General features: G+C 43.5%; 11 protein-coding genes. All 11 read right to left on the bottom strand.

From position 1 onward, the window contains the following. Positions 1–466 precede the first annotated feature (466 nt). The 11 genes from AACM02_RS12405 to AACM02_RS12355 all read right to left on the bottom strand — a co-directional run bounded on the left by AACM02_RS12405 (position 467) and on the right by AACM02_RS12355 (position 14,803). Positions 467–1,534, bottom strand: a complete 1,068-nt coding sequence (locus AACM02_RS12405; protein WP_286845827.1) for a Tat pathway signal protein — start codon at positions 1,532–1,534, stop codon at positions 467–469. A gap of 16 nt (positions 1,535–1,550) precedes the next feature. Beyond that, positions 1,551–3,677, bottom strand: coding sequence for a twin-arginine translocation signal domain-containing protein (locus AACM02_RS12400; protein ID WP_286845826.1), 2,127 nt, complete (start codon positions 3,675–3,677; stop codon positions 1,551–1,553). A 92-nt stretch (positions 3,678–3,769) separates the two neighbouring features. After that, a complete protein-coding gene (locus AACM02_RS12395) occupies positions 3,770–4,507 on the bottom strand; it encodes an SGNH/GDSL hydrolase family protein (RefSeq protein WP_286845824.1) in 738 nt (245 codons plus the stop codon). Next, entirely contained in the window at positions 4,504–5,364 is an 861-nt protein-coding gene (locus AACM02_RS12390) for a BadF/BadG/BcrA/BcrD ATPase family protein (protein WP_286856382.1), read from the bottom strand. The genes AACM02_RS12395 and AACM02_RS12390 overlap by 4 nt, the downstream gene beginning before the upstream one ends. 47 nt (positions 5,365–5,411) lie before the next feature. Then, positions 5,412–6,680: a sugar MFS transporter gene (locus AACM02_RS12385; RefSeq protein ID WP_286845821.1), complete on the bottom strand. Its 1,269-nt coding sequence runs from the start codon at positions 6,678–6,680 to the stop codon at positions 5,412–5,414. Next, positions 6,680–7,507, bottom strand: a complete 828-nt coding sequence (locus AACM02_RS12380) for an N-acetylmuramic acid 6-phosphate etherase (RefSeq protein WP_286845820.1) — start codon at positions 7,505–7,507, stop codon at positions 6,680–6,682. Before AACM02_RS12380 ends, AACM02_RS12385 begins: the two co-directional genes overlap by 1 nt. A 63-nt stretch (positions 7,508–7,570) precedes the next feature. Beyond that, on the bottom strand, positions 7,571–9,505 hold the full coding sequence (locus tag AACM02_RS12375) for a hypothetical protein (protein WP_286850749.1): 1,935 nt from the start codon (positions 9,503–9,505) through the stop codon (positions 7,571–7,573). A 71-nt stretch (positions 9,506–9,576) separates the two neighbouring features. Then, on the bottom strand, positions 9,577–10,932 hold the full coding sequence (locus tag AACM02_RS12370) for a DegT/DnrJ/EryC1/StrS aminotransferase family protein (protein WP_286850747.1): 1,356 nt from the start codon (positions 10,930–10,932) through the stop codon (positions 9,577–9,579). A 36-nt stretch (positions 10,933–10,968) separates the two neighbouring features. Then, positions 10,969–11,724 carry a DeoR/GlpR family DNA-binding transcription regulator gene (locus tag AACM02_RS12365; RefSeq protein ID WP_286845817.1) on the bottom strand — a complete coding sequence of 252 codons (756 nt, stop codon included), beginning with the start codon at positions 11,722–11,724 and terminating at the stop codon, positions 10,969–10,971. A gap of 300 nt (positions 11,725–12,024) precedes the next feature. Further along, positions 12,025–13,407 carry a hypothetical protein gene (locus tag AACM02_RS12360; protein WP_286845816.1) on the bottom strand — a complete coding sequence of 461 codons (1,383 nt, stop codon included), beginning with the start codon at positions 13,405–13,407 and terminating at the stop codon, positions 12,025–12,027. Between the two features lie 136 nt (positions 13,408–13,543). After that, a complete protein-coding gene (locus AACM02_RS12355) occupies positions 13,544–14,803 on the bottom strand; it encodes a hypothetical protein (RefSeq protein WP_339117141.1) in 1,260 nt (419 codons plus the stop codon). Positions 14,804–15,130 lie beyond the last annotated feature (327 nt).

Genomic DNA, 15,130 nt, shown 5'->3' with positions numbered 1-15,130 from the left:
CCGTTTACATTTTCTAATTTCTATCTAAATACATATGTTCCGGTGTTTTCATAGAGGAATCGAGGATTTTCTTAATGCGTTATCTACTAACAGTTTTGTTATTAAATAATTTACGTTAAAGTACTCCGGTAAAAAAAATTGTTTTAGAATGCCATTCACTTGTCCATGGACTATGTTTATGTAATGGGAAAAGTTTTTCATCAGAGTGATAAATCAATGGCACATCTTCATTTGTTTTTTGTAGAATTAGTCGTTTTTGTTTAAATACCAACTTAAAATTACACTATGCCGAAAAACATTTTACTGAAGAATTAAACACAGATTTGACCTTTAAAAATGATGCTTCCCCTCAATGACAAATATAGAATACAATTGATTAAATTTATTTTCTAATTACGCAACCCATCCCTCAAAATACGCAAATATCCTCAACAAAAGCACATTAATTTCTACTGTTTTTTCTGTTTCAGCTACGGTTCCGAATCACTTCTGCAACCTGATCAATTGCATCGATGTGTTTTTGTTGACAGGCAGGAAGTGTTGGTCTCCATACAGTCTGCATAAAACCTTTCAGTCGCTCCGGGGCAATCTTCTTTTCACAATATGTTACTGTTTCTCTGAAATTTATATCATTACTGTGGTTGCTGCCCGTTGGTACTTGGTCAAAACCATGCTCTTCAAGCCGATCGTATATCCTGACATATTTTTCATTCAAAGCGTTGTCAAACTTTTCAAACTGAGTCCCATAGTACCAGTTACTCTGGAGTACAGATTTTGGCATCTTCTTAAAGAATTCATCCGGAAAACTCCATACATAATCAGACCAGATCCAAGAACGGACATTCTGTTTTTCAACTTGTTCAGTCAGAAAATAGAAGTCGTGCCACCAAAGGTCACCCTGTCGTACCACCACATTTTGATGTGTTCTTTGGTTTTCTGCAGTCTCCTCGTCCATCCCGAGGTGGAAGAAACGGGGTTTATCAAATAAATCGATCACTTCATGAATTAGGTTGGAGCATACCTTATAATATGTATCAGAGGAGATCATGCGTTGATAGGGTCCCAACCAGGCTTTGTGTCCTGTTGAAAAATTTAGTTTGGGTATGGGCTCCAATCCAAGTTCACGAATTGTCTTTAATTCTTTTTTCAATTGGGAGGGGCTCCAGGCTCCATTAACCGCAATTTCCGGGTGACTGTCGTATTTTACACCGTCTCCCAAATCAATTAAAACCATATTCATCCCCACATCAGCCATTCTGATTAATAAACGATCCCACATCTTTTTATCAAATGAAAGATCAGGGTGATATTTATGTGCCCAAAGATAGGCTTCCCGGCAATCATTACCCGTGAAAACTGAGTCCTGATAAGGTGCAGGTGTGTGATCTTCCCACATGTTGTAGCTCAAGTGAAGGAGATTGGCCCAGATAAAATCATTTTTTTGTTTTCCGCTCTTTTCAGCGAAAAGAGATTGAGGGACATTGGCCATCAAGCTAGCTGCTGCGATACTCTGAATAAAATCTCTACGTTTCATCGTTTTACTGTTTTAATTATTGTGCTACGGCATAAACTCTGATTCCAGTCAAATCCACTTCCAAGATTGTTTTTCCCCGTGCCCGGGAAAGATGGATTTCCCTTGACTGATCTCCTAATTCAGGGCTATACAGATTTAGTTTTGTAATATCAAACTGTTTTGTGTCAATCTCAAACTTCAATACGTTATTTTTAATACTCGATTCAATTCTACTTAATACGGGTGATTGACCGATATCTTTTACAGTTGGATGGGGAACTGCTTTCATATTGGTATTCATAAAATGAATCACTCTCTTCCCTTTGTAATCACGTAACCTTACTACCCAACCGATATCGCCAGAGACCTGACGTACTATCGGTGAAAAGGACTTGTCCAGAACAAATTGCTGAAATACATTGTCGTTATCAGAAATTGAATCTATCAGTTTCAGATTTTTCCGCTTGCTGTTTATCAATATATCGGAAAGGGGTTTCTTCCTTAGGTTTCCTTTCTCATCGTGGGTGCCAAAGGGAAGAGAGACCCAGAGTGTACCTCCCCTGGATACATATTTTTCAATGGCATTATACTGGTTGTCAGATAGGGATGCCACACCATCGAGCAAGAGCGGACTCTTTTCTGAAAGCAGACAATTTACATCCGATAATTCTTTGTATCTGAGAATTCTATAACCAATATTATTTTCTAGAAATTTTTTTGACCACATTTTTGTCTTATTCCAGTGTTCTACACCTTTTTGGTCTTTCCAGCCGTTAATCCTGCAATAATAATTGTACACCAATCTAACTTCCGGAAGATCTTTCGATTGATGGTGATTGAGATCGCTGAGCTTCATTTCCCAATTGTTGTAAGGGCGGATCATATCTTCTGTCTCCATAGAATCGGCAGGGTCCTCTTCGTAAACCCGATGCTGAAATGTGCTTGCCCAGTTAGCCACTCCCCAGAAGCGTGCAAGGCTCCATCCCAGATAACCACCGTCGGGATAAATGGTGTAGCTCAGGGCAATTGCGGGAGAATTACCTCTTTTCTCTGCAATATCTTTCTGTTGCAGTGCTTCAGCATCCATTTCTCCCCAGTTTACGGAGCGAATGTTGATCCCCACATTCTCCAACATATAAAAATCGAGTTTATCTGCAATACGTTCGAGGTTAAGAGATATTGAATTGAGTATGATGGGTCCGGTGCTCGAACAACAGGTGAAGAGCGGTTTATTGCCAATAACCTTTTTTACCATTGTTACATGATCGGCAATAATATCATCCTTCATTTTTATCCAGTCCCTGAACACAGGATTGCCATAGTTACCCCATTGGAGCATTGGTTTAGTAATATCTCCCCAGAAATTCGTGTCGGTTACCGGGGGAAACTCATGTCCATAATCGCGTTTGAATCTTTCTCTGCAATATTTGCAACCACAAGCCCTAAGACCCACATAGTCACACATATCATCGATTTCATAACCATCAAAGTCCACTTCTTTGATGAGGCGCTCCAGGTATTTCTGATGCATATCCAGGAACCCCGGGTTGTTGTGACAGAAAGCCTCCATCTGGTATTGACGTGCATACCCTCTGCTACCATCAATGATATCTACCTCAACAAGATCCCTGAAGAGATGCCCTTCATATTGTGCATGCTCCGCAGCTTCCGGATCATGAAACAGCAGAACATGATGACGATGTGTCCGGTGCAGTTTCTCCCGCTCTTCTTTTCCCCTCGGACGGTGTACATGATTACAGGAATAATGCTCGATAAATTTAATATCGTATTGGTTCAGTTCCTCCTTCACGAAATGAAAGTATTCATTCAGACGACCGAAATAGTTTGAATAGTCAAATCTCACATGAAAACCATAGTTCATGGCTGTATCAATATGGGCGCTGGCAAAACCTTCTGCCCTCCTTTTCACCTTGTCTTTAATGACCTTTTGCGACCAAAGCAAATCATCCAGTGTATTCCACCAGCTGGCAACCCGTCTGGGTCGGAAAGGGATATCTGGAGCTGTAATCAGTCTCTGATCCGGAGTGATGGAAAGAAATGGATGTTCTGCAACAGCAGAATAAAGTTGATTCCCCAATCCTGTTCCGGCAACAACCAGTGCGGAACTTTTGATAAAATCTCTTCTGTTGATAATTGTTTTCATGTAATACTTATATTTTTAACCCTATGGTATAAGCTTTCTGTCCCGAAAAATTGTTTAAACACCGGTTATATATGATTGTATTGTTTTCAACACTATTCCGCATTATTCCGGAAGTTTTCAGATTCATTACTCAAAAAATGAGTTAACGAACGGAATAATGCATCTGCAATCAGCTCATGTCCCAGATCATTGGGATGGATACCGTCTAGGTATAGAAAATCAATATCACCCGCGACATGGGTTGCAGAAGCATGTCGGCTGAACAATTCCCAGGAATCAACTAACGCCACCTTTTGTTCTCTGGCGATAGCCCGTACACAGTTGGCATACTTCTCTACCTGGCTTTTTCTGAACTGCTCATACCTGCTACCCAAAGGATTCGGCGTGAGGAGGATTACATTTCCCCCTTGATCTTTTATTTTTTTGATAAAATATTCAAGGTTCTCACGGTATTTTACCAAAGGTATCCTTGGTTTGCCTTTGATTCCCTCATCCTGATAAGCATCATTCAGTCCGAAATTAATAATTACCCAATTGGGTCGGAGATCCAGCACATCGGTTTTAAACCGATCCATCCCGTGTTTTACCTTTGCAAAATCATTATCTTTAATTGACCCGGTATGGCTGCTTCCAACCCCTGAATTGACTACACAAGCACAAATGCCAGCCTGGGTAAGTTTCTCTTGTAACCTGACCGAATAGACTTTATCCACCCCTTTTCTAAAGGCAGTGGTGGAATTGCCAAAGGCCACAATCCTTAATGAGTCGGTCTGTGGCAGGGCAGAGATAGATATCAGAAAAAAGAATATGACAGAAAGAATTTTATTCATGACAGATCTTTTCGGTGATAGGCAATCAATCCCTTTATCGGATCTTTATCAATAATTCCCAGTAGCATGCCCTGTTCAATAACTACCCTTTCCAGGAGTTCGCGAAAATAGTAAGCGATGGAACCGACACAGTTAAACTTGTATTTCCGGTAGTTGGGATACAGGACTACAATATTCCGGAAGAAATCCCGAAAGGCGCTGACTATCAGGTGTTCATAATAGGAGTCCTCCTGTAAATGATCGCCTGCAAATTTTGCAAAGGAGGCGCAGTAACGATTGGCTAAAGGATGTTCATAAACTTTGTTCAACAAATCCGTACCGGTGAGATTATACGTTTGAAAAAAAACATCCCTGATTGTATCAGGCATCACTTCCCGGATATAATCTCCAATTAATTTCTTCCCTATATAACTGCCGCTTCCTTCATCACCCAGCAGGAATCCAAGTGATTCAATATTGACTGTCACCTCTTCCCCGTTGTAAATACAGCTATTGGTTCCTGTGCCCAGGATGGCGGCAAAACCTTCCTTATCACCCAACAGTGCACGGGCAGCAGCCAGCAGGTCGGTTTCAATAATAATCTGCGCCGATGTAAAGACACCTGATATTCCTTTTACAAGGATGCTATCAGTCTCCTGAGAATAGCCTCCACCAGCACTATAGAAAAAGATTCTTTCAACACTACAGGCCTTCTCTTTCAGCTCTTCTGGCAGTTTCTTCTCCAGTGAGTCACGGATGTAGTCACTCCCCACGAAAAAAGGATGGTACCCCTCAGTCTCAAATTGCAGCACTTCCCCTGTCTGATCCAGCAGCACCCAGCTTGTCTTTGTTGATCCTCCATCAGCAATCAGTATCATATCAGTTAATAATTCGGTGTTAAAATTTATGTAACTATTTTTTGTTGCTACCTCTTTCTGATTCTGATTTTGTGTCCCCACAAAGCGTAGAGCGCAATAATCATATAGCAGGGGACTACCATCCAGTATGCCTGACGTGCATCCAGGCTGCCAGCCAGTCGCTCGTAGATGAGCGGCAGTACGGCTCCTCCGGAAATAGCCATCACTAACAGGGAAGAGCCAGTCTTGGTGAATCGTCCCAAATCGGATATTGCCAGGGGCCATATGGAAGGCCACATCAAGGAGTTAGCCAATCCCAACAGCGCAATAAAAAGTACCGACACAAAACCACTGGTTAGCTGAGAGGCGATGATGAAAATAATGCCGAGCAGTGCGGAAAATATGAGTGACTGCTGCTGAGAGAAGTATTTGGGGATACCGATGATTCCAATAACATAACCCGTCAGCATGAAAAAGAGGGTCATTGAAGTGAATAGCTTGGCACTGCTTAAAGCTATTCCCTGGTAAGAGCCATATCCTATAATGGTGTTCCCGGCAATCACTTCGACCCCTACGTAAAGGAAGAGGGTGAAGACGCCTAGCATAAGGTGTGGGAACTGAACAATGCTTTTTTTTGAAGCGCTATAACTAGTCTCGGACGACCCCTCCGTTTCTTCCTCAACCACCTCCGGCAGTGAGGAAAAATAGATTGCCAAGGCAACCAGTACAAGCAAGGCTGCAATCAGCAGGTAGGGTACAATCACCTTGCGGGCCAGTTCATCGAGCACTACTGCTTTGTCGGCAGCGGCCATCGTCTCGAGTGCAGCAGTAAGTCCGTCTGCATCCTTCAGGACAATGGATCCCAAGATGAGGGGCCCCAGAATACCGGCAACACCATTGCAGATGCCCATGATGCTCATCCTGCGGGCTCCGCTTTCCCGGGGACCAAGAATGGTCACGTAAGGATTGGATGCGGTTTGTAGTATGGAAAGGCCTAATCCCTGGACAAACAGTCCGAGGAGGAAGATGGCATAAATACGGGTTATCGCTGCCGGAATAAACAGCAATGAACCAACAGCCATGCTTACAAGACCAAATGTGAGTGCATTCTTGTAGCCGATCCTTTTCAGTAGATACCCTGAAGGGATCGCCATCACAAAATAGGAAATATAGAAGGCTGAGGAGACCAACATGGCCTGGATTGATGTCAATTCACAGGCAATCTGCAGATAAGGGATCAATACGGCGATAGCCCAGGTGACGAAGCCAAAAATAAAAAATAATCCCCCGATAATCATTAAAGGGTAGAGATAAGCGTTCTTGCGTGCAGCATCCATCACTTTCTAATCCCTCCGTTTTGGTGTAACGTTTTCAAGGCATTGGCTACACTGCCTTGTTCAAGCAAAAACGTATGTGCCTGATCGTAGTCTCTGATATCGGATTTGTCCATCAAAATCCGCACAGCCCTGTCGGTAATCTTGCGGTTGATCAGCTGCACGTTTACCATTCTGTTGTCGAGCACCCTGCCCATTTGGATCCAGACCGTAGTGCTGATCATGTCAAACACCATCTTCTGTGAAGTGCCTGCTTTCATCCTGGTGCTGCCGGTCACGAACTCGGGGCCGGTGATAACTTCAACCGGATAGTCAGAGACTTCCGCGATCGGTGAGCCGGGGTTATTGACAATGCAGCAGGTGGTGATTCCGTTTTCTCTGCAATTCTTAAGGCCGCTCAATACAAAAGGTGTAGTTCCGCTGGCCGAGATGCCCACCACGATGTCACGGGATGAGACACCCTTTTCGGTGAGCATCTGCCATGACTCTTCGGTATCGTCTTCTTTCTCTTCCAGCGCCAGTATCAGTTTGTCTATACCACCAGCCAGCACAGCGCAGATGGTATCATCTTCCATACCAAAGGTTGTGGGTAGTTCCAGTACATCAAGCACTGAAAGACGTCCACCTGTGCCAGCTCCCAGATAGATCATCCGTCCACCTGCTTTCACTTTCTCCACAACAGCATTCAAAAGCCTGTCGAGCTGCGGCTTGGCAGCCTCAACTGCCAGTGCAATTTTTTTATATTCAGAAATCAATCCAGATGTCAGTTCTTCTACACTTTTCTTCTCCAGATCGTTGTATAACGAGGGTTGTTCGGTAATTTTTTCCATATTTGTCTTGATGAGTAAAATAAGTTGTCCTGTTCGTTTATCTATATTAAATGTGTGAAATTTTTATCGGTTGTTATTTTTAATTTCAGTAAGGATCTTTTCTTCTACATTCCACGGATAAGTATCGGGCATTCCATACCAGTAAAAGGAATCCATCCCTTCATAATTCCGCTTTTCGATATGTAAGTGAGTAGGTAGATAACTGGAAACATCGTTTGTATAACCGGTTACAGAGACCATTTGGCCTGGCCACATCTTCTTTACATGCAAACTGTAGGGTGTAGTTGTTTCCCGCGAGAAGCCCACCAGTTTCCAGTTCCCGACATTCAGTGTATGCACATAGACCGGCATCGGAAATTGCTTCGTTCCCCGTTTCAGGTAATCCAGCATGATCTCACCCCAGGTCTGGTTCCTTTCGGCAAGCATGGCGTTGGCATTGATTTTTTCATCCCCTGTATAGGCCAGGATCTCATCCCTGCTTTTCACCGGTACATCAAAAACAACGCTGTCGAGAAAAAAGGTGAGAGGCCCACCGATCTTTTCCATTGGACGATTCAGCACAGCCATCACTTCGTTGCCCAACTTTTCACCCGTCGTATATTCTGAATTGTCTGTCGGATTGATGTCCCCGGCGGTACCCTGTAAAAAGAGAGTACGGGTGATGCCGCTTTTTTCTTCGATCACTTTTCTCGCTACCCCCGGGAAGTTGGCAGAAAGTGTAAAACGATCCTCCGGTGAACTGAATACTGGATGGCACGCAGCAATAAAGAGACATCCTTCGCTTTGATCATGCAGATAACGGAAGCGAAGTACATCGACGGCATTATCATAGATCTCCGGATGATCCCTGAGGCTCCTGTTGTAGCCGAGCTGTGCACTGCCTCTGCCAATGAATAGTTCGGCTGGCTTAGCATTGTCTATCGATTCTTCCACCGCCTTTACAATTGCCTCACGTACCACTGTATAGAGATAGGTGGAGTCAGCAATCCGGTTGCTCTCCTGCCAGGTAGGCCAGTTTTGAGTGACCGGGGCAAAGTGTGTATGGGAAGAGTTGATAAATACAGCCGAGTGAGGGAGAGCCCGTTTTTTATAGAGCTCATTCTTGACCATGTTGGTAAAGGAGTCATTGATACCGGTCAGGTCCAGAGCGACAACTATTACGGTTTTATCGGCAGTGGCAATGGAGAGTGCTCTTGCCGAGAGCTCCTGCCTGCTTCGGTGTTCTCCCTGAAATAACCTGTTGGAGCTGTCTATCCCATAGAATTGGTGTCCGGCAAGGGCCAGGGCCTTGATATCCTCATGGACAGTTACACCGTTTTTATAACCGATCTTGATCCATTTACCCTGCTGATAGGTGCCACCCTGTTGATAAAGCACCCCTTCCCGGGTAAGAGCAAGCAATCTGTCAGTATCACCAGCCAGAGAAATTACATCTTCAAGGGGGAAAAAAGAGGCCTTTTCCCATTTCAGTTTCCTGGCTTTAAGGTCTGCGACATGAAATAATCCCTCTTTGTCTGCCAGATATAGTTTATTTCCTGCAACAGCAATGGCATGGACCGGTTGATCCCAGTGGCCCAGGTTTTTCCACCTGAGCTTTTTCCGGGATAAATCACTTTTTTTCAGCTGGCCCTCCGAATCAACACCATAGATTGTGTTCGTTCCCGCGGCTATTTGTCGAATACCGGTTGCATCGCCGATTTTCTCCCATCGAGAAGTGTTTTTGCTACTGCTGCGGTACAGCGATTGGCCATCCACAAAAAAGAGGTGGCTTTCTCCACCGGTAATTCCCAAATAAGCGGGCATTGTTCCCTTTTCTTTCCAGTGCAGTGTGAATCGGCCTTCCCAAGGAGCAGCATAGCCGGCAAGGGTAAGTGAGACAAACTGATCGTCCGGCTCAAGACTTGTAGAGGAAAAACCCACCCGGTAGGAATCCTGAGAAAAACAGGGGTATAGAAACAAAACGATCAGTTGAGAAATAAAGACTGTTTTTATTCTCATAAATATACGGTTTGAAGTGATTTATTCTTGAACCTGAAACTCTTTATAATTTGAAATGAAGTACAGGAAAATTACAACTTGCTGATTGCTTTCGCTTCACGGGATATCTTCCTGATAGCGTCGGCAATCATATCCATGTTCTTTCTGTCACCAAGCAGCATGGTTTGGGTAAACCATAACGCTTCTTCTTCGCATAACTTATCGTTCACGGGGCAGGCAATCTGTTCGAGCCATTGTTTCATTCCCCTCTCCCCGTAAATTTTCAGGTAGTGCTTGTTCTTTGCCAGATTATGTACATAGGCCTCTTTGGTCAGGGAAGTATAACCTGTCGAACAGGGAATGCCTTCCGCATTTAATGCCCGGACAAATGTGGAGCGATCCATACCGGCGAAGGCTTCCTTGTTGTAACGGAACATATAGAGATGGAAAGCGCTGCGGGTGGTCCCTTCATAGAGCTTGGCGGGCTTGATCCCGGGAATCTCGGAAAGTAACCCTGAGAGATATGCAGCATTTTCTGATCGTTGTTTTATTTGTTCAGGGATGCGCGTCATCTGCGCCAGAAGGATTGCTGCCTGGAACTCCGTCATTCTCAGGTTTGAACCACGGGTGCCCGAGCCGGGTTCAAGGCTTGCCGCATCGGAACCCTGTCCCTGGTGGTGAAAACTGTAGCATTTGTTGTAGAAACCCTTATCGTTGGTGATGATCGCTCCTCCTTCCCCGGAATTGAGGTTTTTGGAAGCCTGGAAACTGAAAGCCCCTCCCAGTCCGAAATTACCGACTTTTTTCCCTTTCCATTCGGCAAAATGTGCTTGGCAGGCATCCTCAATGACAGGGAGATTATGCTTGGAGGCAACCTTCATCACGGTATCCACATCAAATGGCGATCCGCCAATATGTACCGGCATTAATGCACGGGTTTGAGAAGTGATCGCCGACTCAATCTTTGAGGCATCAATCTGGAAACTTTCTATATCCGTATCCACAAAAATGGGCAGCGCATAGTTTTGTACAATCACGTTGTAGGTGGCAATAAAAGTATAGGGTGGCAAGATCACCTCATCGCCGGGGCCGATATCCAATGCTCCGAGCATCGTCGTTAAGGCCGTGGTACCACTAGAGGTGGCAAGGGCATGTCCAGAACCGGTCATTTTCCGGTATTCGTCTTCAAACCGTGGTGCTGTGGGACTGCCCAGACGACACCATTTTCCACTTCGTAATACTTTTAACAACTCTTCTTCTTCTGGAGTTCCAACTACAGGCCATCCGTGCCAGGTACCGTTGAACGAGCGTTTTCCACCAAGAATTGCCGACCTGCGCGTCTGCGATTGCATTGAGTAGGGCAAGCCTGACAGCCCAAGGGCTGCTCCCATACCTATCATCGATGAGCTTTTAATAAAGCCTCTTCTGTTGATTTTTTTTGTTGTCATGTTATAATCTTTTAGTTATTAAATTGATGTGGTAAACTAATGGATATTTATGTGGCTGTATTGATTCCGGAATCCGTCGAGAAAAGGATTATTACAATCCAGTTCGGTGATCAAGAAATCGATGTCGGACAAATCTGATACCTGATGGCGTTGCGATAAATTCAGTTTTTCAGCAATTGTAAGCAGTACATTCTTTTCCGATACCTCAAACATGGCCTTGTTCACCTCAACAACCTCCATATCGATATCTGTCATTCCCCGTTCAACGGAGATCGCATTTACTCCCATAAAACAAAGATCAAATCTTATTCGATGCAACTCATTAATGGTGTGAGCACCTACATGAATGTTATGATCTTTTTTTAATTCCCCCCCAATAGTAAATACTTTTATGTTTTTGTACTCCGAAAGAGAGATTGCTATCTGCGGACTTATGGTAAAAATGGTGAGGTTGAGATTTTCAGGAATAACCTTCGTCAGTTCAAAAATAGTGGTCCCTCCCTCAAAAAGCAAGGTCATGTTGTTTTCAATCAGTTTTACAGCTTTTGCAGCAATAATCCTCTTTTCTTCTATCGAATAAACATTGACGTCAGCAATAAAAGGCCTGACCAGGGATTTACTGATGGCACCGCCGTGAACCCTGACAATGTGTCCGCCATCAGCCAGTTCTTTCAAGTCTCTTCTGATGGTGTCTTCTGATACGTTTAACAATTTGCTCAGATCAACAGAAAGCACTTTATTGTGCAAATTGATCTGTTTCATGATAATCTTAAATCGTTCTTCCTTTAGCATATCCTGTCGTCTTTGATTTCAATTAGGTTTGGTGCAGCTACAACGCATACATTTAAGTATAACTAAAAAACAGTTATTGCGTTTTTATGCGCTTTTACAATGCAAATATAGGCATAAATAAGTACTTAGAAGTAGGATCTTAATAGAAAAAAGTAATTTAGTAATATTTAACTATTTTCCGGAGACAGGATTTTTATACTCAGGCAGTACAAAAGAATGAAAACGATCCTAAAACGCTAATCGTGATTGATTGTGATGGAGCCGATGATTATATGATTGATTCCTTTTGTGAATTCTGGGTTACTTCTGGGTTAGTAAACTTTCGATTGCTTGCATCAGAGTATCACTTGCTTCGGGGGAGATACCCGATACCTCTACTTCATAACCTCCCTGTTTATAAGCTTCCCGGGGGGCTATATAGCCCGGGCCGTAATCTCCGTAGGCAGCAACTGCTACAAACAAATCGGGACGGATTTTTTTTGCAAACAGCTGAAATTCTACAAAACACTCTCCGGGTAGTCCGATTATTCTGGCTTTTCCGATTTTTAAACACGTGATGTCAGTTTCTCCGCCATCCCTGTATCGTTGAATATATGCAACCCGGGAGACAATTCCTGGCAGAGCCTCTTTCTCCTTGGTTTTTTCCCATTTGTTAACCTCTTCAAGACTCTTGTCAGAAGGACGCAAACGTACCGGTTGAACCAACCACTCTACTGAAACTGCCGCGACGGCTTCTTTCTCTGTGGCGCTCCAGGCCCTTCTCATGCCATCCGCCAGACGTTGAGCGAGAATCCATCTGTTTATCTTCGAGCCGTCGTTGTATTTTCCAGCGGCAATATTGCCACCTGCTCCGTTAAAATGCAGATGCAAAACATCAGGCACCTCCAGCTGTCTGAGAAAACGGGCTATTCCCGGAAAATCGGGGTTGGCAATACCGGTCCGATAATAACTTTGAGGATGGGTTGCATAAAAACTCAGTATAGCTACCGGTTTTTCTCTCTCCCAAAAACTGATCAGGGACACTTTGGGATCGATCAGCCCTTCTGGCTCGTCTCTGAGATTACGATCCCCACATGCCGAAAAACGGGTAGCTTTGACAAGGGAATCACTTCCGAAAATGCGGCGATTGGAAGCAACTTGATACACTTCAGCCTCTCCCAGACCAATATGTGTAATAGGGTGGGGGTTCTTTAGTGATTCTTTCACAGCATCAGCCAATTTAACCATCAGCTGACGGTCGTAGGTGCCTTCATATCGTTCGGGATCAAGATTTGCTTCAATTAACAACTTCTCAGCTCCAAAATCGGAACGGGGAGCATCATGCTGATGAAGCGAGTGTAATGCGACTCTGTTGGGAGTGGTTCCTGCTGCTTCAGCCAATGCTTTTCTGAAAGCCACATGACTTTCATTGGCGATGCCAATCCAGTCAATTGCACATAAGACAATCGGTTCCCCCGATCCCAGGATCACTACTCCTCGAGCACGAAGGCCCAAATCCCAGCTGTTTTTCATTTCATCATATGCCAGAGCTGTCCCAACGGAAGGGGTAGCATCCAGATCGAAGACAGATATTGCAATTGAATTATTGGCTGGAGGAATCTGATTTTTAGCCATCATCATATACGGTGCCCAGGTAATGGACAACACCATCAGCAAACATTTCAATCGTTTATGAACTGTCATGACATTTATTCTTAGAACATATTAATAATCATTCGTGCCAACGATATGGATGATTTCAACACGTGAATTAAAAACCGAAGCCGGCAGGTCACTCTTTAATAGCTGTTATTGTCGGGCCAGCCGGCTAAGGTGCCGTTCAGGTGTCAAGAAAGATTTTTACCAGATCATCTATCTTTTTTCCATTATGATCAAATCTGGCAACGGTATAGATATCATTATCATCACCGATAGCAATAGAATTTACATAGGTGGGGAAATTGCCATTCTCATAAAAAACCGGGCCCAGATCCTTATATTTTTGCTCCGGAATATTATACGTAACAACGTGCAGATATTCTAATCCTTTAGGAGCGCCCATGCTTATTTTTTCCAATCCGGCTATTCGTTTTCCATCCTTATATATAGGAGCACCGGTAAGATAAAAAATGGTATCGTTCTTAATTTTAAATCCCAGGTATCCATAGCTAAACTGATCGAACATTCCGCTTTTACGAGAAGGTTCAGACGTGATTCTTTCGACGATCTCAATCTTCCGGCTCTTAGGATCGAAGTTGAAAAGATATCCTGAGTTCCCATGTACACCGTAAGCTTTGTTTTCTGGCCCGTACCAGAAGATTTTCCTCCAGTTATATCCCATGCTGCCGGCATCCTTTACATCGTATTTCCCAAAGTAATCAAGTCTCATGCTTACCTCCTCCATTTTCTGTGGAACCTGATCTGTGAAAGGATCATATTCGTAGATATCACCTTCAGCCGTAGAATAAAAAACATGTCCGTCATCAGGGTTTACAAGGATGGAACGGCACAACACCCTGTAATCTTCCCCTCTTTTTCCGAACTCGCCCAGTCCATTGATAAGACCCAGATTTTTTAGTGTATTCTTTTTTATATCGTAATCGATAAAATATCCCTTGGGCCAGGTTATACCATACAAACGTTCTCTTTCTTTATCCATTGTCATGGTAAGAATTCCTTCCCCATCGGGTGCCAATGCTAGATCCTGAATCTCTCCGGTGGTTATATCGTAATAGAGAAAATGTCCACCCGGATAAAGTTTATATCCATCAGGTGCATTTACAGGAAGTTGCTGTGCACCATCGATCATTTCGTAATATCCAACATGTGTGGCAAAAAAGAGTTTGTTGTCGTGTTCAAAGAATTCGGTATGACTCTTTCCCTGAGAAATATAATTCAGTTTCTTCTCCCCCAGGGCTTCTGAGAGATCCGCCAGAAACTGAGTCTTGTCTGAAGCCGGATCGTAGCAATACATCTGAGCTCCAACGTCGTGCCGGGTAGAACAGAGGACGTAGTAAATTTTTCCGTCACTGGCTTCGGAAATGGCATTGTAGGTTTCATGAGCATCCTGAAATCCTGAAAAATAGGTTTTAGCAATCATTTTTCTAATATTTATAGGTTTTATTATTGTACGTTTTATTATCCGTAAACAATCATAGAAATCTACTGGGATTTCCGTTTTTTCATTTTTTTCAAAGTTCGCCAGGATAAACCATATAATATCAGAAAATTGCGCAAAGCTTCTTTCAAAAAGCGCAAGAAAGAGAAGACATGTTCCATTAGTTGCTTAAAACCTTGGATAATTGTTCTCATTGCGTCAGATCTTATAAAGATAGAACAAAGTATATTTCAGGCGTCCGAATGCAGACAGCCGGAATTAAAAAAAATCCGCCAGGATTTTTGTGTGTTAACCTTACAAAAATCTGGC

Origin of the sequence: Petrimonas sp. (assembly GCF_963921705.1) — a bacterium.
Lineage (GTDB): Bacteria > Bacteroidota > Bacteroidia > Bacteroidales > Dysgonomonadaceae > Petrimonas > Petrimonas sulfuriphila.
Note: the sequence above shows the minus strand (reverse complement) of the source record. Positions and strands in the feature narration are given on the sequence as shown.

Excerpts from the sequence above, each read along its gene's own strand:
- AACM02_RS12405 (WP_286845827.1), bottom strand. The coding sequence starts at position 1,534 with ATGAAACGTAGAGATTTTATTCAGAGTATCGCAGCAGCTAGCTTGATG.
- AACM02_RS12400 (WP_286845826.1), bottom strand. The coding sequence starts at position 3,677 with ATGAAAACAATTATCAACAGAAGAGATTTTATCAAAAGTTCCGCACTG.
- AACM02_RS12395 (WP_286845824.1), bottom strand. The coding sequence starts at position 4,507 with ATGAATAAAATTCTTTCTGTCATATTCTTTTTTCTGATATCTATCTCT.
- AACM02_RS12390 (WP_286856382.1), bottom strand. The coding sequence starts at position 5,364 with ATGATACTGATTGCTGATGGAGGATCAACAAAGACAAGCTGGGTGCTG.
- AACM02_RS12385 (WP_286845821.1), bottom strand. The coding sequence starts at position 6,680 with ATGGATGCTGCACGCAAGAACGCTTATCTCTACCCTTTAATGATTATC.
- AACM02_RS12380 (WP_286845820.1), bottom strand. The coding sequence starts at position 7,507 with ATGGAAAAAATTACCGAACAACCCTCGTTATACAACGATCTGGAGAAG.
- AACM02_RS12375 (WP_286850749.1), bottom strand. The coding sequence starts at position 9,505 with ATGAGAATAAAAACAGTCTTTATTTCTCAACTGATCGTTTTGTTTCTA.
- AACM02_RS12370 (WP_286850747.1), bottom strand. The coding sequence starts at position 10,932 with ATGACAACAAAAAAAATCAACAGAAGAGGCTTTATTAAAAGCTCATCG.
- AACM02_RS12365 (WP_286845817.1), bottom strand. The coding sequence starts at position 11,724 with ATGCTAAAGGAAGAACGATTTAAGATTATCATGAAACAGATCAATTTG.
- AACM02_RS12360 (WP_286845816.1), bottom strand. The coding sequence starts at position 13,407 with ATGACAGTTCATAAACGATTGAAATGTTTGCTGATGGTGTTGTCCATT.
- AACM02_RS12355 (WP_339117141.1), bottom strand. The coding sequence starts at position 14,803 with ATGATTGCTAAAACCTATTTTTCAGGATTTCAGGATGCTCATGAAACC.